The 18,473-nt window shown below is 70.0% G+C and carries 15 protein-coding genes; 6 read left to right on the plus strand and 9 right to left on the minus strand.

Annotated elements, in window-relative coordinates; genetic code table 11:
* The first annotated feature begins 2 nt into the window (after nucleotides 1-2).
* From nuoL to ACH34Q_RS18490, 4 genes are read left to right on the plus strand one after another with little or no spacing between them, the layout of a single operon-like run.
* The gene (gene nuoL / locus ACH34Q_RS18475) at nucleotides 3-1,916 is read left to right on the plus strand and encodes an NADH-quinone oxidoreductase subunit L (protein ID WP_395984187.1); all 1,914 of its coding nucleotides are present in this window, start codon (nucleotides 3-5) and stop codon (nucleotides 1,914-1,916) included.
* Nucleotides 1,916-3,532: an NADH-quinone oxidoreductase subunit M gene (locus tag ACH34Q_RS18480; RefSeq protein WP_395984188.1), complete on the plus strand. Its 1,617-nt coding sequence runs from the start codon at nucleotides 1,916-1,918 to the stop codon at nucleotides 3,530-3,532. Before nuoL ends, ACH34Q_RS18480 begins: the two co-directional genes overlap by 1 nt.
* The gene (gene nuoN / locus ACH34Q_RS18485) at nucleotides 3,529-5,121 is read left to right on the plus strand and encodes an NADH-quinone oxidoreductase subunit NuoN (protein ID WP_395984189.1); all 1,593 of its coding nucleotides are present in this window, start codon (nucleotides 3,529-3,531) and stop codon (nucleotides 5,119-5,121) included. The genes ACH34Q_RS18480 and nuoN overlap by 4 nt, the downstream gene beginning before the upstream one ends.
* A gap of 9 nt (nucleotides 5,122-5,130) precedes the next feature.
* Nucleotides 5,131-6,153, plus strand: coding sequence for a polyprenyl synthetase family protein (locus ACH34Q_RS18490; RefSeq protein ID WP_395984190.1), 1,023 nt, complete (start codon nucleotides 5,131-5,133; stop codon nucleotides 6,151-6,153).
* Nucleotides 6,154-6,566: 413 nt separating this feature from the next.
* Here ACH34Q_RS18490 and ACH34Q_RS18495 read toward each other — a convergent pair whose 3' ends face one another.
* The 9 genes from ACH34Q_RS18495 to rarD form a co-directional block, all read right to left on the minus strand.
* On the minus strand, nucleotides 6,567-7,163 hold the full coding sequence (locus ACH34Q_RS18495) for a GTP-binding protein (protein ID WP_395984191.1): 597 nt from the start codon (nucleotides 7,161-7,163) through the stop codon (nucleotides 6,567-6,569).
* Nucleotides 7,144-7,560, minus strand: coding sequence for a DUF742 domain-containing protein (locus ACH34Q_RS18500; RefSeq protein WP_395984192.1), 417 nt, complete (start codon nucleotides 7,558-7,560; stop codon nucleotides 7,144-7,146). The genes ACH34Q_RS18495 and ACH34Q_RS18500 overlap by 20 nt, the downstream gene beginning before the upstream one ends.
* Nucleotides 7,560-7,985 (minus strand): roadblock/LC7 domain-containing protein, encoded by a 426-nt coding sequence (locus ACH34Q_RS18505; RefSeq protein WP_395984193.1) that lies wholly within the window; start codon nucleotides 7,983-7,985, stop codon nucleotides 7,560-7,562. The genes ACH34Q_RS18500 and ACH34Q_RS18505 overlap by 1 nt, the downstream gene beginning before the upstream one ends.
* Complete coding sequence (locus tag ACH34Q_RS18510; protein ID WP_395984194.1) at nucleotides 7,985-10,546, minus strand: nitrate- and nitrite sensing domain-containing protein; 2,562 nt, start codon at nucleotides 10,544-10,546, stop codon at nucleotides 7,985-7,987. The genes ACH34Q_RS18505 and ACH34Q_RS18510 overlap by 1 nt, the downstream gene beginning before the upstream one ends.
* A gap of 277 nt (nucleotides 10,547-10,823) precedes the next feature.
* Nucleotides 10,824-12,695 (minus strand): prenyltransferase/squalene oxidase repeat-containing protein, encoded by a 1,872-nt coding sequence (locus tag ACH34Q_RS18515; protein WP_395984195.1) that lies wholly within the window; start codon nucleotides 12,693-12,695, stop codon nucleotides 10,824-10,826.
* Nucleotides 12,692-13,615, minus strand: a complete 924-nt coding sequence (locus tag ACH34Q_RS18520) for a terpene synthase family protein (protein ID WP_395984196.1) — start codon at nucleotides 13,613-13,615, stop codon at nucleotides 12,692-12,694. The genes ACH34Q_RS18515 and ACH34Q_RS18520 overlap by 4 nt, the downstream gene beginning before the upstream one ends.
* Nucleotides 13,612-14,982, minus strand: a complete 1,371-nt coding sequence (locus ACH34Q_RS18525; RefSeq protein WP_395984197.1) for a cytochrome P450 — start codon at nucleotides 14,980-14,982, stop codon at nucleotides 13,612-13,614. The genes ACH34Q_RS18520 and ACH34Q_RS18525 overlap by 4 nt, the downstream gene beginning before the upstream one ends.
* 449 nt (nucleotides 14,983-15,431) lie before the next feature.
* Nucleotides 15,432-15,821: a hypothetical protein gene (locus ACH34Q_RS18530; RefSeq protein ID WP_395984198.1), complete on the minus strand. Its 390-nt coding sequence runs from the start codon at nucleotides 15,819-15,821 to the stop codon at nucleotides 15,432-15,434.
* Between the two features lie 40 nt (nucleotides 15,822-15,861).
* The gene (rarD, locus tag ACH34Q_RS18535) at nucleotides 15,862-16,788 is read right to left on the minus strand and encodes an EamA family transporter RarD (protein ID WP_395984199.1); all 927 of its coding nucleotides are present in this window, start codon (nucleotides 16,786-16,788) and stop codon (nucleotides 15,862-15,864) included.
* 76 nt (nucleotides 16,789-16,864) lie between these two features.
* Here rarD and msrA point away from each other — a divergent pair, with 76 nt between their 5' ends.
* Both msrA and ACH34Q_RS18545 read left to right on the plus strand, forming a co-directional pair.
* Nucleotides 16,865-17,509 (plus strand): peptide-methionine (S)-S-oxide reductase MsrA, encoded by a 645-nt coding sequence (gene msrA, locus ACH34Q_RS18540; protein ID WP_395984200.1) that lies wholly within the window; start codon nucleotides 16,865-16,867, stop codon nucleotides 17,507-17,509.
* 399 nt (nucleotides 17,510-17,908) lie between these two features.
* Complete coding sequence (locus tag ACH34Q_RS18545) at nucleotides 17,909-18,388, plus strand: hypothetical protein (protein WP_395984201.1); 480 nt, start codon at nucleotides 17,909-17,911, stop codon at nucleotides 18,386-18,388.
* The last annotated feature ends 85 nt before the right edge of the window (nucleotides 18,389-18,473 follow it).

An 18,473-nucleotide genomic window follows, 5' to 3' on the forward strand; every position in this document is an offset into this window, starting at 1 on the left:
GGATGAAAGCGGAAGGCATCCAGGCCCTGGCCTGGCTCCTGATCGCCCTGCCGCTGGCCGGCGCGGCCGTGCTGCTGCTGGGCGGGCGCCGTACCGACAAGTGGGGCCATCTGCTCGGCGTCACGATGTCGCTGGCGTCCTTCGTGGTCGGCGCGGCGATGTTCGTCCAGATGCTCGGGTACGGACCCGAGGAGCGGCGGCGCACGGTCCACCTGTGGGAGTTCTTCGACGTCGGCGCGTTCAAGGTCGACATGGGTCTGCTGGTCGACCCGCTGTCCATCAGCTTCGTGCTGCTGATCACCGGTGTGGGCTCACTGATCCACATCTACTCCATCGGCTACATGGCCGACGATCCCGACCGGCGCCGGTTCTTCGCGTACCTGAACCTGTTCGTGGCGGCGATGCTGCTGCTGGTGCTGGGCGACAACTACCTGGCCATGTTCATCGGCTGGGAGGGCGTCGGTCTCGCCTCGTACCTGCTGATCGGCTTCTGGCAGTTCAAGCCCACCGCGGCGACGGCGGCCAAGAAGGCGTTCGTCGTGAACCGGGTCGGTGACATCGGCTTCCTCGCGGCGATCATGCTGATGTTCGGCACCTTCGGCACGGTCGGGTTCGAGCAGATCCTCGGCGAGGGCGCCGAGCACCTCGGGCTCGCCACGCAGCTGAGCTCGGGCACCGCGACCGCGCTGGGGCTGCTGCTCCTGCTCGGCGCGTGCGGCAAGTCGGCCCAGCTGCCGCTGCAGTCCTGGCTGCTGGACGCGATGGAGGGCCCGACCCCGGTGTCGGCCCTGATCCACGCCGCGACGATGGTGACCGCGGGCATCTACCTGATCGTCCGGTCCGCGCCGATCTTCGAGATGTCGGAGACCGCGCAGCTGGTGGTGACGATCGTCGGTGCGGCCACGCTGCTGGCCGGTGCGATCATCGGTTCCGGCAAGGACGACATCAAGAAGGCGCTGGCCGGCTCGACGATGTCGCAGATCGGCTACATGCACCTGGCCGCCGGGCTCGGCAAGGCCGGGTACGCGATCGCCATCGCGCACCTGATCGCGCACGGGTTCTTCAAGGCGGGGCTGTTCCTCGGCGCCGGCTCGGTCATGCACGGCATGAAGAACGACGTGAACATGCGCCACTACGGCGGCCTGCGCGCGATGATGGTCGTCACCTGGGCCACCTTCGGGCTGGGCTACCTGGCGATCATCGGGTTCCCGCCGTTCTCCGGCTACTTCACCAAGGACGGCATCATCGAGGCGGCCTTCGCCAAGGGGGGCACCTCGGGGCTGATCCTCGGATCGTGCGCGCTGCTCGGCGCGGGCATCACCGCGTACTACATGTCGCGGGTCATGTTCATGACCTTCGCCGGTGAGAAGCGCTGGGACGAGGGCGTGCACCCGCACGAGTCGCCCAAGGTGATGACCGTTCCGCTGATCCTGCTCGCGGTCGGTTCCGTCGGCGCCGGCGGTTTCCTGGTGCTCGGCGGCTTCTCCGACTTCCTGGAGCCGGTCGTGGGCCACCCGGAGGAGCACCACGCGTTCAACCCGCTGGCTCCGCCCGGTCTCATCGCCCTCGGCCTGATGGTCGTCGGCGTCGCGATCGCGTGGCGCCAGTACGGGGCGCGCAAGGTGCCGCGTGAGGCGCCCGCCGGCTCGTTCGTCACGGTCGCGGCCCGCAAGGACCTCTACGGTGACGCGCTGAACGAGTCGCTGCTGATGCGTCCCGGCCAGTGGCTCACCCGGCTGGCGGTCTGGTTCGACGGCCGGGGCGTCGACGGCCTGGTCAACGGCCTGGCGGCGGGTGTCGGCGGTAGCTCCGGACGCGTCCGGCGGCTGCAGACCGGCTTCGTCCGTTCGTACGCCCTGTCAATGTTCTTCGGCGCTGCGATCATCGTCGCCGCGCTGCTGGTGGTGACCGTCTGATGGAAGACTTTCCCTGGCTGAGCGTGCTCATCGCGCTCCCCGCTCTGGGCGCGCTGCTGGTGAGCGTGCTGCCACGGGGGCGCGAGACGCTGGTCAAGCAGGTCGCGCTGGGCATCTCGCTGCTGGTCGCGCTCGGCACGTTCGCGATGGCCGCGGGCTTCGACAGCGGCGGGTCGCGCTTCCAGTTCGAAGAGAAGTACTGGTGGATCCAGACGTTCGGGGTGCACTGGGCGGTCGGCGTCGACGGCGTCGCGCTGGTGCTGATCCTGCTGTCGGTCGTCCTGTTCCCGCTGGTCTTCCTGGCCTCCTGGAACGAGGCGGAGCGTTCCGGCGGAGTCGATGTACCGCCCGAGGGGGCGGCGGGGCGTAGCCAAGGGGGTGAAGCACAGCGGTCGGTGAAGACGTACTTCGCCTTGCTGCTGGGCCTGGAAGCGATGCTGATCGGCGTCTTCGCGGCGACCGACGTCTTCCTGTTCTACGTCTTCTTCGAAGCGATGCTCATCCCGGTGTACTTCCTCATCGGGTCCTACGGCGGCGCGCAGCGCTCGTACGCCGCGGTGAAGTTCCTGCTCTACTCGCTGTTCGGCGGGCTGCTGATGATCGTCGCGGTCATCTGGCTCTACCCGCTGTCGGCCAAGCCGACCAGCGAGGGCGGGCTCGGCCACGGGACGTTCCTGTTCAGCGAGCTGAGCACGATGAACATCGATCCGACCACGGCCAAGTGGCTGTTCGTCGGCTTCTTCGTCGCGTTCGCGATCAAGGCGCCGATGGTGCCGCTGCACACCTGGCTGCCGGACGCCGCGCAGCAGGCGCCGCCCGGCGCGCTGGTGCTGATCGTCGGCATCATGGACAAGGTCGGCACGTACGGGATGCTGCGGTTCTGCCTGGAGCTGTTCCCCGGGGCGTCCAAGTGGGCCACCCCGGTCGTGCTCGGCCTCGCGGTGCTCAGCATCATCTACGGCGCGGTCCTGGCCATCGGCCAGGTCGACCTGAAGCGGCTGGTCGCCTACACCTCGATCTCGCACTTCGGCTTCATCGTGCTGGGCATCTTCGCGATGACCAGCACGGCGCAGTCCGGTGCGGCGCTCTACATGGTCAACCACGGGTTCTCGACCGGGGCGCTGTTCCTGGTGGTCGGGTTCATGATCGTACGGCGCAGGTCGGCCCGGATCGCCGACTACGGCGGGATGCAGAAGGTGGCGCCGCTGCTGGCCGGGACGTTCCTGATCGCGGGACTGTCCGGGCTGTCGCTGCCGGGGCTGTCGCCGTTCGTCTCGGAGTTCCTGGTCTTCACCGGGACCTTCGCCCGCTACCCGGTGCCCGCGCTGATCGCGACCATCGCGATCGTGCTGGCCGCCGTCTACATCCTGTGGACGTACCAGCGGACGATGGGCGGCCCTGCCCCGGAGCGGACCGAGGGGCTGACGGACCTGTCCCGCCGCGAGCTGTGGGCGATCGGCCCGATGCTCGCGATCATCGTGGCGATGGGCTTCTTCCCGCAGCCGGTCCTCAACGTGATCAACCCGTCGGTGGAGAAGACGATGGTCCGGGTGGACCAGCGAGATCCGGCACCGGAGATCACCGGCAACGTCGCTGAGAACGGAGCCCGTCCATGACCCCCACCCAGGTGAGCGCGGCCGTCGCCGCGTTCGGTGCCCCGGGCGGCGAGGGCACGCCCATCCAGGCCCCGCACATCGAGTACGGGCAGCTCGGGCCGCTGCTGCTGGTGTTCGGCGTGGCCATCCTCGGCGTGCTCGTCGAGGCGTTCGTCCGGCGGTCCTGGCGGTTCCCCGTACAGGTCGTGCTGGCCGCCGGCGGGCTCGGCGGCGCGTTCATCTGGACGATCGTGCTGGCCGTGGGGGACGTCCCGTTCCATGTCGCGGCCGAGGGCGCGCTCGCGGTGGACGGCCCGACGCTGTTCCTGCAGGGCACCATCCTGGTGCTGGCCCTGATCAGCCTGCTGCTGATCGTCGAGCGCAAGCAGGGCCACTTCGCCGCGCAGGCGGCGGCGCTGCCGGGCAGCGAGGCGGAGCAGGAGACGATGTCGGCCGGGATCACCCAGACCGAGGTCTTCCCGCTGATGATGTTCGCGGTCGCCGGCATGGTGATGTTCCCGGCGTCCAACGACCTGCTCACGATGTTCGTGGCACTGGAGATCCTGTCGCTGCCGCTGTACCTGCTGTGCGGGCTGGCCCGCCGCAGGCGGCTGCTGTCGCAGGAGGCCGCGCTCAAGTACTTCCTGCTCGGCGCGTTCTCCTCGGCCTTCTTCCTGTACGGCGTGGCGCTGCTGTACGGCTACGCCGGTTCGGTCCGGCTGTCGGTCATCGCCGCGCAGCTCAGCAAGGGCGCGGGCAGCGAGACGCTGCTGCTGGCCGGGGTGGCGCTGCTGTCGGTCGGGCTGCTGTTCAAGCTCGGCGCGGTGCCGTTCCACATGTGGAAGCCGGACGTCTACCAGGGCGCCCCGACCCCGATCACCGCGCTGATGGCGTCCTGCACGCTGGTCGCCGCGTTCGGCGCGATGCTGCGGGTCTACTACGTCGCGCTGGAGACCCTCCGGTGGGACTGGCGGCCGGCGATGTGGGGCGTGGCCATTCTCACAATGGTGGCCGGCTCGGTGATCGCGATCACCCAGACCGACATCAAGCGGATGCTGGCCTACTCCTCGATCGCGCACGCGGGCTTCCTGCTCATGGGCGTGATCGCCACCTCCGAGAACGGGCTGTCGAGCACGCTGTTCTACCTGGTCGCGTACGGCTTCACCACGGTCGGCGCGTTCGCCGTCGTCACCATGGTGCGGGACGCGGGCGGCGAGGCCGGGCACCTGTCCCGGTGGGCCGGGCTCGGCAAGCGCTCCCCGGTCGTGGCGGGGGTGTTCGCCTTCTTCCTGCTGGCCTTCGCCGGTATCCCGCTGACCAGCGGTTTCACCGGAAAGTTCGCGGTCTTCAAGGCGGCGATCGAGGCCGGTGCCACCCCGCTGGTCATCGTCGGCGTGCTGTCGTCGGCGATCGCGGCGTTCTTCTACGTCCGGGTGATCGTCGTGATGTTCTTCAGCGAGCCGGAGGCCGACGGTCCCTCGGTCGTCGCCGGACCGGCGACCGCGGCTGCGGTCGCGCTCGGTCTGACGGCTACTGTGGTACTCGGTGTGCTCCCTCAGCCAGTGCTGGACCTTGCGGGGCATGCCGCGACACAGATGTTCGTCCGGTAGGGGGCTTGGGTGAGTGCAGTTTCCGGCGGGGGCACGGGGGAAGGGCCTTTCGGCCTGCCCGTCGACCAGGGTCTGGCGGCCGACGTGCAGGAACGGATCGCCGCGGTCGAAGCGCTCCTGCTGGATTCGGTGCACAGCGACGACCCGCTGCTCGCCCAGGCGTCCAAGCACCTGGTCGAGGCGGGCGGGAAGCGGTTCCGGCCGATGCTGGTGCTGCTGGCCTCCCACTTCGGCGACCCCGCCGCGGCCGGCATCGTCCCGGCCGCGGTGGTGGTCGAGCTGACCCATCTGGCGACGCTCTACCACGACGACGTGATGGACGAGGCGACGGTCCGGCGCGGTGAGCCCTCGGCCAACTCCCGCTGGACCAACACGGTCGCCATCCTGACCGGCGACTACCTGTTCGCCCGCGCCTCCGACCTGCTGGCCGACCTCGGTCCCGAGGCCGTGCGGATCCAGGCACGGGCGTTCGCCCGCCTGGTCCGCGGCCAGATCCAGGAGACGGTCGGGGTCGCCCCCGAGGCCGACCCGCTGGCGCACTACCTGCAGGTCGTGGCGGACAAGACCGCCTCGCTGATCGCGGTGTCCGGCCAGTTCGGCTCGCTGCTGGCGGGCGCCGACCCGCGGGTGGTCGAGACGATCACCGACGCCTGCGAGAAGATCGGCGTCGCGTTCCAGCTGTCCGACGACATCCTGGACATCTCCTCCGAGGCCGAGCAGTCGGGCAAGACCCCCGGCACCGACCTGCGCGAGGGCATCCGCACCCTGCCGATGCACCACGTGCTCGCCGGCATCGGCTCCGGTCCCGACGACGCCCGGCTCCGCGAGCTGCTCGTCCAGGACCTCACCGACGACGCGCTCCACGCCGAGGCCCTGGCGCTGCTGCGCGACCATCCGGCGATGGACCGGGCCCGCGCCGACCTGCGCGACTGGGCCGAGAACGCCCGCACCCAGCTCCTCACCCTGCCCGAGATCCCCGCACGAGAAGCCTTCACCGGCCTCTGCGACTACGTGGTCTCCCGTACGGGCTGATCTTGTCATTGTGGGGGGCGACCCCCCACGCCCCCCGGCGGGGCGCGCACACCCTGCGCTCGCTGGCGCTCGCTCCGGGTGCACCCGCCCCTTGGCAGGGGGCTCCGCCCCCCGCACCCCCCGCTGTGGGCTCCGCCCCCTAGCCCCCCAATGTGCAACGCTGAACGCCCGTCCCAGAGGTCTGGGCGGGCGTTTCGCAATTTCTACGACCCCTGACCCCGGCCGGGGGTCCAGGGGGCGGAGCCCCTTGGCGGGGGTGCGGGGGCGGAGCCCCTGCCAAGGGGCGGGTGCCCCTGAAAGGAGCGCCAGCGACTGGAAGGGCGCGCGCCCCGCCGGGGGGTGTGGGGGGTCGCCCCCCACACTTGGAAGGTGTGCGCGCCCCGCCGGGGGGCGTGGGGGGTCGCCCCCCCACATCAAACAGGTGTCAGTCCCCGGGTTTTCATGGCGTGCAGGACCATGTGGATGAGGACCTTTTTGCAGGACTCCAGGTTGCGGGCGTCGCAGAGCATGACCGGGACCTTCGGGCCCAGGTTGAGGGCCAGCTGGATCTCCTCCAGGTCGTACTGGCGGGCGCCCTCGAAGCAGTTGACGGCCACGACGAACGGGGTGCCCCGCCGTTCGAAGTAGTCGACGGACGGGAAGCAGTCCGACAGCCGGCGGGTGTCGGCCAGGACGACCGCGCCGAGGGAGCCGAGCGCGACCTCGTCCCACATGAACCAGAAGCGTTCCTGGCCGGGAGTGCCGAAGAGGTAGAGGACGTACTCGTCCCGCATGGTGATGCGGCCGAAGTCCATCGCGACCGTGGTGGTGTTCTTGCGCTCCACCCCGGAGACGTCGTCGACGCCGACGCTCTCGTCGGTGAGGATCTCCTCGGTACGCAGCGGCGCGGTCTCGGAGACGGTGGCGACCATGGTGGTCTTGCCCACGCCGAAACCGCCGGCGATCACGATCTTGACCGCGGTGGGGAGCCTGCGGCCGTGCGTGTCGGGACTAGAGGGCCCGGAGACCATCGATCACCGCCTTGTAGAGCCTGATGTCGTGCATGTCCGCCTCGGGCTCGGGCTCCTGCATGGTGACGAACCCCTTGTCGAGGAGGTCGCTCAGCAGGACCCGTACGGTCGCGACGGGCAGGTTGAGATGGCCGGTGAGCTCGGCGACCGACAGCACCGACTGGCACAGCTGCAGGATCGCGCGGTGCTCGGGACCCAGGCCGACGTGGCCGTCGGTGTCGCCGGCGATCGCCACCACCAGGGTGATGAGGTCGAAGTCGCCCCGGGTGGGCTCGATCCGGCCGCTGGTCATCACGTACGGGCGCACCATCGGCCCGGCGCGGTCGTCCAGCAGCCGGTCGTGCTGTGCGGGATCGCCGGGTCGTTGCTCCTCGAACGGATCCTCGGGCGGCATCATCAGTTGGCCCGGCCTTCCCTGGCGGCCAGGTCCGAGCGCGACGGCGTGCTCAGGTGGTGGCCCATGGCGGTGACCAGCATCGCCATCTCGTAGGCGATCAGGCCGACGTCGGCCTCCTCGTCGCTCAGCACCGCCAGGCAGGCGCCCTTGCCCGCGACCGACACCAGCAGGAACGCCGACTGCATCTCGATGATGGTCTGCCGGACGGGGCCGCCGCCGAAGCGGGTTCCGGCGCCCTTGGCCAGGCTCTGGATTCCGGCGGCGACGGCGGCGAGATGCTCCCCGTCGTCCTGGGTGAACGCGCGGGAGGAGGCCATCAGCAGGCCGTCCGCCGAGAGCACGACCGCGTGCTCTGCGTGCGGGAGCCGGCCCACCAGATCGTCCAGCAACCAGCTCAGGTCTGCCGAAGAACCGGTCTTCTGCATCACTGCTCGTCCTCGCCTTCTGCTGCGTTGTCGGTACCGGACCTGGCGGCCTCGGACCGGCCGCGGCGGGTGCCGCGTTGGTAGGAGCCCATGATCCGCAGGATGTCCTCGGGCGAGCGGCCCTGGTCGGGCTCGGGCTCGGGCTCCTGCGCCGTGAGCGGCTCGTCCGTGCGCAGCGGTGGCGCCAGGCTCGCCTGCGGTACCCGGACGGGCAGGCCGGACGGGGTGCTGTCGATGTCGGGCACGGGGGGCAGGTCCTCCGGGGTCGCGGTCTCGGGACGCGCGGCTCCTTCGGGCACGGCGTCATTCGGATCGGTCACCCGGCCGGTGGCCGGGCCATGGTCGTCGCCCGGCGAGGCCGGTCCGGCCGCGCCGAGCGGTCCCGTCTCGGACGGTGAGGGCGCTGCCGGTGAGGGCGCTGCCGGTCGGGGCGCCGCCGGGTGGGGCGGGTCGGGCACCGCCATCAGCGAGGGCGCCGTGTGCCGCGCCCCGGGATTCGTGCTGGAGCCGGCGGCGAGGTCCTGCCCGGCGGCCGTACCGCCCTGAGGGAGGTCCACGTCCGGTGCGCCCGCACCGACCATCGTCGGCTGGCGGACGATGAGGCCGTTCTCCGTGGTGGCCCCGGCGGGGACGGGACGCGGGCCCGGTGACACGGCGTCGGCCTCGCTACCGGCCTCGGCTCCGGCGGTCGTACGGGCCACGGCGGCGGCACCGGACACGGGCGCGGGGTCGTCGGCGACCAGCTCGCGCGGGATCACCACGACGGCCGTGGTGCCCCCGTACGCCGAGCGCTTGAGCATGACGTGCAGGCCGTAGCGTTCGGCGAGCTTGCCGACCACGAACAGGCCGAGCTGGACCGAGCTCTGCAGGTTGAACTCGGGCGGGTCGGCGATCCGCGCGTTGACGTCGGCGAGCTTCTCGTCGGTCATGCCGAGCCCGCGGTCCTCGATGTCGATCGCGAAGCCGCTGGCGACCAGGTGGCCGCCGATCTGCACGACGGTGTCCGGCGGCGAGAACGACACCGCGTTCTCGATCAGCTCGGCCAGCAGGTGGGTGACGTCGCCGACCGCGCGGCCGGACAGCTCGATCGGGCCGAACGGCAGCACCTGGACCCGGGTGTAGTCCTCGACCTCGCCGACCGCGGCGCGGACCACGTCCACCATCGGGACCGAACGGCGCCAGCCGCGGGCCGGGATGGCGCCGGACAGGACGATCAGGTTCTCGGCGTTGCGCCGCATCCGGGTGGCCAGGTGGTCGAGCCGGAACAGCTCCTCCAGGTCCTTGGTCTCGATGTCGCGGCGGCGCTCCATCGTGTCCAGCATGCTCAGCTGCCGGTGCACCAGGGTCTGGGTGCGGCGGGCCAGGCTGAGCAGGACGTCGCGGATGCCGCGGCGCAGTTCGGCCTGCTCGACCGCGGTACGGATCGCGGTCTCCTGCACGGCGTTGAACGCCTTGCCGACCTGGCCGACCTCGTCGTCGCCGAACCGCAGCGGTGGTGCCTCGGCGGCCACGTCGACCTTCTCGCCGTGCCCGAGCCGTTCCACCACGCTGGGCAATCGTTCCTCGGCCAGTTCCCAGGCCGCGCCGCGCAGCTTCTCCAGCTGCCGGACCAGCGCCCGCGCGGTGTTGATCGACACGACGATGGACATGATGACCGCGATCAGGCCGAGGCCACCGGCCAGCAGCAGCCGGACCACGACCCAGATGCCGATCGGGGTGGCGCGCTCGACCAGCCGGTCGCCGGCGGCCTGGACGATCTTCCGCGTCTGGGCGAGCGCGGACTCGGTGGTGGCGCGCCACTGCTCGGGGCTCACCCGCGGGCGCTGGCCCGGGCGGCTCTTGAGCAGGACGTCCTCCAGCGCGCGGACCTTGGCCAGTTCCCGGTTGCCGGACATCTCGGTGAACTGGCGGGGCTCCACGTCCCGCAGGTCGGCCATCGCGCGGTCGTGGGCGTACCGCCGGATGCCGATGGTCTGCTGGATTCCCTGCAGGTCGGCGGGGCTCGCCCTGCCGCCGGCGAGCACGCCCGCGACCTGCGCGTCCTCGAGGGAGAGCAGTTCCCAGGTGCGGTTGGCGGCGATCTGGGCGCGGAGGGTGTCGGTGAACCCTTCGTCGTCCAGGGTCGCCATCGCGTCGTACATCCGGAAGTTGGCCTCGTTGATCCGGGAGTACTGCTGGAACGCCTGGTCGCGGGTCACCGCGCCGATGTCGATGGCCTGGCGCTGCTTGCCGAGCCCGCGGAGCAGGCCCATGGCCTCGTCGATGCGCCGTTCCAGCGAGTCGTCGGCGGCGCGCTTGATGGAGCCGCTCGCGGCCCGCTTGAGTACCACCGCCACCGTCTTGTCGGTGGTGGCCCGCTGTGCCACCAGGGCATCGCGTTGCTGCTGCGAACGACTGGCGAGATAGACCACGGTGAGCCGTCGCTCCTGCTGGAGCGAGACCAGCATGGGGTCGCTCGGCGCGACGACGCTGTCCAGCGTGCTCACCCAGAGGAGGTTGATGCCTTCTCGGGCCGTCACCCACGCCGCGAACGCCCACAGGGCGGTGAGGGACAGCAGCATCGCCGTAATCTTGGTTCGCAGTCGCGAGTTGCGAAAGCGCATTGAAATCGCCCAACAATTATCAAGGTGCTTGCAATGCGCGGTGACATCCCGGTTGCAAGGCACGTGCGGCAGGTTGCGGGGAACGCCGGCGTCAACCGGTTTGGTGCACGCAGAACCTTACCAACGTACTCATAACGCCTCAAGGTGAATCGTTTACTTCGGTAGATTCCCCGCACTGCCGGGAGAAGGTGAGGTAATTCATACTACCGAAACGTGCTCGACACCTGAGTGCCTGTCACCTGAGGCTTGTCACCTGAGTAAGGTGCAGTGCGGCCAGCGTCACCGCCTTGACGATGGTGATCGGGTGATACGTATCTTTGTCATGCCAAAGGGGTGTTTTGTTGGCTTCGGCGATGAAAGACGTTGTTAGTCCGATTTTTGCGCCGGGGACAGGGGTGGGGACAAGGCCGTTGACCGGGCCGGGACCGGCCGCCGGGCCCTCGGCCGCCGGCATCGCCGCCCGCAGGTAGGCGGCTCCGCGGGCGACCGCCGGGCGGGCCTCGTCCGCGAGCGGCGGGCCGAGCAGGAGGACGTGCAGCGCGTACGCCGTCTCCTCCGGGGTCCCGTCCCAACGGCCCCACGAACCGTCCGGACGCTGCGTCTCCAGCACCCAGCGCGTGGCACGTTCCGCCGCGAACGCGGCACCATTCGCAATCCCGCCATCGGCATCGCTCGGGGCGCCGCTCGGAACGCGTATCGCACCACCACCGAACCGCGCAAGGGCCGCGGCGGCACAGGCGGTCGCGTAGTACGGCGAGGCGTGCCAGCGATCCCTCCACGCGCCGTCCGCGTCCTGCTGTTCGCACAACCAGTTCGCCACTTTGGCCACCGTGGCGGCATGGCGGGGCCCGCCGCGACCCGTGCTCTGCATGTAGTGACCGAATGCTTCCAGCACGTGCGCATTGGTGGTGATGGAATGGCCGTTCTCGCCCTGCCAGGTGCACATGTGCGTGGACGTCTCGTACTCCCACAGAAGATCCGGCGGATGCGGGCGTCCGAGCAGGGACAATGCGTACAGGACACCGGAACTGCTGTCGGCGTCGGGCGGCAGACCGGACCCGCCGCCGGTCCCGGCGCCGCCCAGACTGGCGCTCATCTCGTCCAGCATCCGGGACGGCACCGACAGGGGGATACCCGCGCGCGCCAGCCAGCTCAGCACCCAGCCGCGCTCGAACTCGGTGATCGGCGCCGCGACGGGGACCGGACCGCCGTGCCGCTCGACGGTGTCCTCCAGGTAGCGCAGCGCCGCCGACCGGTCCGCCGCGTCCCCGCCCCCGGGGCCGCCGTCGCCGGGACGGTCGTCGCCCAGCCAGGCGGCGGTGGCCGCGGGGGAGGCACCGACCGTTCCGGAAGGCTCGGGACGCACCGCACGCGCCGCCCTCGCCGACCCGTCGGCGATCTCCAGTGCGTGCAGCAACTTCGCCGGGACGGCCGTGCCCCGGTCGAGGAGCTCCCGGACCAGCGACGCCGTTTCTCCGGTCATGCCGGCGGGCGCCCGCAGCGGCCCCGACTCCCCCCACGACTCCAGGCCCGAGGGCGGGTGGGCGCGTACCGCTTCCAGCCGCCGGTTGATCAGTTCGATCAGGTACGGGGTGATGTGCTCGATCGCCGGCATGTCGGGCACCTCGACCGGCCCGCCGCCCCGCGGATCCGCTGCCCCGTCCCCGGGCGTTCCGGCACCGAGTCCGGGCAGGAGCCGTCCGGACACCATGCGCAACGCCTCGTCGACGGCCTTCACCAGCTCCGCCTGTGGCACTCCGGGCACCGCCTCGGGCGGGACGCCGGGAGCACTCGGGTGCGCGCCTTGCCCGGCCGGCGTGGGGACGAGGACCGAGAGCAGGGCGTCCGTCGCGCTCAGCGTCGGGGTCAGCGCGTACCCGTCGTCCGGCAGGCCCCAGCCGCCGTCCGGACGCTGCGCCGCCAGCAGGAACCGGACCCGTTCGGCATGCCCGGCCAGCCAGGGCGCCAGCGACACCAGCCGGCCCGTCTCGTACACCGAAGGGGAGGAGCGGCCCCCGGGATGGGCGATCAGCTCATCGACGATCCGCGCGGCGGCCGCGGCGGCATCGACCAGGCCCGCCTGGTGCGGCGCCTCGTCCACGGTCACAGCGACCCCCAGTAGTCGCTCACTCCGTAGAACGCCGTGCTGTAGCCGATCTGCCGCTCCAGGTACGCCACCGGCTCGGGGCACTCGTTCCGCAGCGGGGCCAGCAGCGTCCGGCAGCCTTCGACCACCTCGCCGATCCGGGCGGTGATCCCGGCCCCGTCCACGCCGAGCATCTGCGCGTTGAGGTCGCCCCAGGTCATGTCGCGATCGAGCGTGGCCAGATCGTTCAGCAGGCGCAGCACCTTCTGCACCTCCCGGCTGATCGTCTGGAGCGGCCCGGTGTGCGCGAGCGTCGCCGGGTCGGCGCGGACGATCCAGTGCGAGATGTTGACCCAGGCGGACCCGTAGTTGTCGGCGTTGTCGAGGTAGGTATCGAAGGACGGCAGCGCGGCCTTGTCGCCGGACGCGGCGGCGGCCTTCCAATCCCACTCCCGCGCGCCCGCCTCCAGCAGCCGGGCCAGCTGCGCCCGCCAGTCGGCACGCAACTCCGGGAAAGCGGGCGAGGCTGCGACCTCGTCGCGGATCTCGGCGAGGAAGCCGGTGAGGCCGTCCCCGGGCACCGGATCGCCGCCGTCGGCCACGGCCAGGCAGCGCCGGTTGAGGTCCTCGATCTCCTCCCGCGCGGCCGCCTTGTGGTCGACCAGCCAGTCCAGCCCGAAGATCCACAGCGAGGTGCGGTTGGCGACGCGCAGCGCACGGGCGTCCAGGTCGGGCGAGCCGAAGGCGTTGGCGCAGGCTACGGCGTGGTATGTGGTGGCGTCGATGGGCTTGGCGGAGAACAGATCCGGGTGCGCCTCGGCGCAGGCCACCAGGTCGCGCCCGGCGCGTACCGCCTGGGCCATGACCGCGCCCGCGCCGAACGCCTCCTGCACGAGGTCCGGGGGCCGGTGCCCCGGACCCGGTACGGCCGGGGCCGTCACGCCTGCCGCCGGATCGGGGTCAGCTCCATCTGGATCGGCCGGCTCGGCCGCAGCGTGGCGCCGATGCGCGGCTCGGCCGGAACCGTTTCCAGCAGCCGCGGGCGGAACCGGCTCAGGATGCTGGTCAGGATCAGCTCGGCCTCGAAGTTGAACACGTGCCGGCCGATGCACATGTGCGGGCCGCCGCCGAACGGGAAGTAGGCGTACCGGTGGTGCGAGCGGGCCCGCTCGGGGGCGAACCGCTCGGGGTCGAACTCCAGCGGCCGCTCCCACACCGACTCCAGCCGGTGCGTGAGGTACGGGCTGACCAGCACGGTCTGGCCGGCCTTGACCGGCACGCCGCCGAGGTCGGTGTCCTTCAGCGCGATCCGCGGGAAGATCCAGCCGACCGGGTAGAGCCGCAGCAGCTCCTGGATGACCTGCTTGACGTAGGGCAGGCGGTGCAGGTGGTCGGGACGGACCCGGTCGGTCCCGACCACGCCCTCGATCTCCGCCACGAGCCGGTCGGCGATCTCCGGATGCCGGTCCAGGATGGGCCAGAGCCAGGTCAGCGACACGGTGGTGGTCTCGGTGCTGGTCGCCCACATCGACAGCAGGTTGTTGCGGATCCAGGCGTCGTCCAGCCCGCTGCCCTCGGTCATCCGGGCCTGGCACAGCGCGGTGAAGATGTCGAAGCCCTCGCCGGGATCGTCGCGGTACCGGTCCACCAGTTCGTACAGCGTCTCGTCCATGACCTTGGCTGCCTCGGCGAAGGCGCGGTCGCCGGGCAGCGGGATCTGGCGCGGCACGAACGGCATCAGGAACCGGAACGCGATGGAGGTCGCCACCTTCTCCATCGCCGGGCCGAGCCGGTCCGCCTCGGCCTGCTTGATCTTGTTCCCGAACAGGATCTTGATCACGGTCTCGTTGACGATCCGGTTCATCTCCGGCAGCACCGTGATCGGCTCGCCCGCGCGGGCGGGCGCTTCGAGGGTGTCGACCGAGGTGTTGATGGCGTCGGCCATGCTCTCGGTCAGCGCCCGGACGTGCTTGGTGGAGAACACCGGCTGCAGGATCCGCTTGCTGACCTCCCACTCCTGGCCCTCGGACATGATGCTGCCGCCGAAGAGGCTGTGCAGCGGCTGCCAGAACGTGCCGGCGCGGACGAAGTTCTCCGACTCACCCTTGAGCACCTGCTGGACGTGGTCCGGGTGCGTCGCCACAAAGGGACGGGACGCCCCCAGATCGAGTCTGATGACGTCCCCATTGGCCGTGCGTCCGATGCGTTCCAGTTCCCTTAGTGGATCTCGAACAAATCGAGAGAGTGTTCGATAAAGCGGAAAGGACCTGGCCTTGGACGCCGGGCTCGCAACAACGTCAACGGACATTCTCACTGCCTCTCAGGGGGGCTGTCAGCGGTGTCAGGAGCCGCCTGGGCTCGTAGAAGGCGGCGCGAGCGGGGGGATCGTCGGGCGTTCTCTACGTTCCTGCGAAGGTTGTGCGTTATGTGCGTTTCTGGGGAAGTATCACATGATCAACTAACGGGATCAAGGGTCAGGATGGTAGGAAATATATGCATTTGCGAGTGACCTTCCTCACTTGCCTAAGGAGCGTCAACTGACGTGAAGTAACTAGTCAGAACACCGGCCGTCACCAGAACGCACCAAACGATCACTCAGTGTGATCAAGGTTTGGCGCGGCGCAACAATGGATACTTAGTGGGGGAAAGGATTTTTGGGTCAGGCGGCCGTCGGCCGCGGACCCTTCCTCAGTGCACGCCGGCGAATGAAAATCCTGCCGCGTTCAGCAACGGCCGCGCCATTGAAATGGCGGGAAGTCAGTTGCCCTTCTGGGTCGCGCGCGCCATCTGCGGGTTGAGTGCCCCCGGCAGCAGCGAGGGCCAGGACCGCTCGGTGGAGACGCTGAGCCGCCCGCTGACCTGACGCGTGCCGCAATCGGCCACCACGGTGTAGGTCCCCGCGCCGATGCTGCGCTCCAGCTTGGCCGTACCGGCCCCGTCCTTCAGCCGGACCCCCACGGCGAACGCGGTGGACTCGGCGCTCCCCTTGCAACCCGGGGCTCTCAGCCGGACCCGCTCGCCCGGGTGGGCCACCTGCGGGCTGACGCTCATCCCGTCGCCGACCGCGCCCTCATCGCCCGAAGCCGGGGCCGCGAAGCCGGCCGCGATCACGGCCACTCCCACCACCGTGAAGCTGAGCAGGCGCAACCGGACTCCTCGAACGCGGGGAAGTGTGACCTCCGGCACTTTAGTGCCTCGAGATCCTCTCCTCTAGAGATGCGTCGAAACCGGGCGAAGTTCGACGATCTTCCAGGATGGCGGCCCGTCGAGCGCGCAGCCCGTCCCAGGTCAGTACGGTCAGTGCCGTCCAGACCAGAACGAACCCGGCCCACCGTCCCGGCGGCATCGCCTCGCGCTGGATCAGCAGCCCGATCAGGAACTGCAGCACCGGTGTCAGGTACTGCAGCATCCCGATCACGCTCAGCGGCAGCCGGATCGCCGCCCCGTTGAACAGCAGCAGCGGGATCGCCGTGACCACCCCGGCGCCCACCATCAGCACCACATGCCAGACCCCGTGATGCCCGAACGCCGCGTCCCCCTGCCCCTCCAGCGCCAGCGCGAATCCCACCGCCGGCAGGAACATCACCGCGGTCTCCACCGCCAGGCTCTCCAGCGAGGGCATGTTCGCGAACTTCTTGACCAGCCCGTACGTACCGAACGCCAAGGCCAGCACCAGCGCGATCCAGGGCGGCTGCCCGTAGTCCACGCTCAGCACGACGACGGCGCACCCGCCGAGCCCGACCGCGACCCACTGCCACTTCCGGAGCCGCTCGTGGAAGACCAGGACCCCGAACATCACGCTGATCAGCGGATTGATGAAGTACCCCAGCGCCGCGTCCAGCGTGTGCCCGGAGTTGACGGCGTAGATGTAGACGCCCCAGTTGATCGTGATGACCGTCGCCGCCACCACCAGCAGTCCCGCCTGCCGCCAGGTCAGCCCCCGGATCCACCGCCGGGCGAAGGCGAGCATCACCAGCACGGCCAGCAGCGACCACGTGATCCGGTGCGCCAGGATCTCCACCGGTCCCGACGGCTTCAGCAGCGGCCAGTAGAGAGGGAACAGCCCCCAGATCGCGTACGCCCCGATCCCGAAGAGCAGCCCCTGACGGTTCACGCCCGCCACCGTAGCAGCACGTAATTACCCAAATGCGGTCATGCTGATGTCACCCCACACCGCGTACTCTGAAGGCATGTTCGCGATGACCCAGATGGTGTCTCCGGAGAGTGCCCTGCCAGGCCGCGAAGAGCCGATCCCGGTCCCGCCCCGGCACGAGGTTCTCGACGCCCCCCTCGCCCCGCCCTACCCGGACGGCGCCGAGATCGCCGAGTTCGCCCTGGGCTGCTTCTGGGGCGCCGAACGCAAGTTCTGGCAGACACCCGGCGTCCTGTCCACCAGCGCCGGCTACGAGGGCGGCTACACCCCCAACCCCACGTACGAAGAGGTCTGCAGCGGCCGTACCGGCCACACCGAGACCGTCCGCGTCGTCTACGACCCCGCCCAGGTCTCGTACGAGGACCTCCTGCGCGTCTTCTGGGAGTCCCACGACCCCACCCAGGGCATGCGCCAGGGCAACGACATCGGCACCCAGTACCGCTCGGCCGTCTTCCACCGCGACGACAACCAGCAGAAGCTCGCCGAAGCCTCCCGCGCCGCGTACCAGAAGGTCCTCACCGCCGCCGGCTACGGCACCATCACCACCCAGGTCACCCGAGCCACCGACTTCTACTTCGCCGAGGACTACCACCAGCAGTACCTGCACAAGGAGCCCAACGGCTACTGCGGCATCGCCGGCACGGGCCTTTCCTGCCCGATCGGCGTCGCCCGAGCCGAGTGACCTGGACGGCCGCCGACGAACTCGCGGCCCTGTGGGCGGAACACTTGGGCCTGGCCCTCCCGGACGGGCTGCGATGGCTGGACATGCCGAGCGGCGAGTCGGTAGCGGCCTTGGACACGTACATGGCCGGATGCATCACCGCCTACCTCGGGGAGGGCACCCTCGACGCGCAGAGGCAAAGGATCCTTCGGGACTGCGCCGAGCGACTCGGGGGTGCGCGTCCGCAGGTGAACGGCGTAGACGCCGAATACGTAAGCCGTCTCCTCCGGACAGCCGAACTGGTCGATGCCCTGGCCACGGCCGCGTTCGACCGGGGGGAACACCTGGGTCCTGGACGAGGAAACTCATGATGACCACTGGCGGGCTCAATCGTTCGGCTGGGATCGCGTCGGCCGCCGGATGAGCCCGGATGCATTTCCCGAGCTCCGCTCGCTGATGTCCGGCCTGAGCCCGGAGGAATTTTCGGCGATCGGCATGCTGGACCTGCAACGGCTCAAGGTCGAACAGGCGGGGGTCGGGGCCGCGACCGCCGCGAACATGACGGAGCCGATGTACGGCGTTTTCGCCTGCCTTCGGATGTGGTTCTTCTTGATCCTGCGCATGGAGGAGGGCTGGCCGCGTACGGACTACTACATGGTCTACGAGTATCTGAACGACCTGACGGTCCGCGACGCGATCGAGGACTATCTCGATGCGATGCCGGCGGGGCTCAAGGCGAAAGTGGACCGCCTTGTCGTCCGTCTTGATGAGCGGTACTCGGCGGTGACCGTGGACGACGGGGGAGCCGAACTCGCTCAGTACTGGCGCCCTCTCGCCGAGGGGCGGGAATGCCGCTGGTGGTGGACCCGGAAGCCCGAGCAGCTTCCACCGGGGTGGTGACCTGCCCCGTGGGCGTTGGTCACCGGTCATATGGCCGGAGAGTCCCTGGGAGAACGGGGCTGTCCTGCCTGATCGGGGTAGCCTG

This window comes from Actinomadura sp. 9N407 (assembly GCF_044326315.1).
Lineage (GTDB): Bacteria > Actinomycetota > Actinomycetes > Streptosporangiales > Streptosporangiaceae > Spirillospora.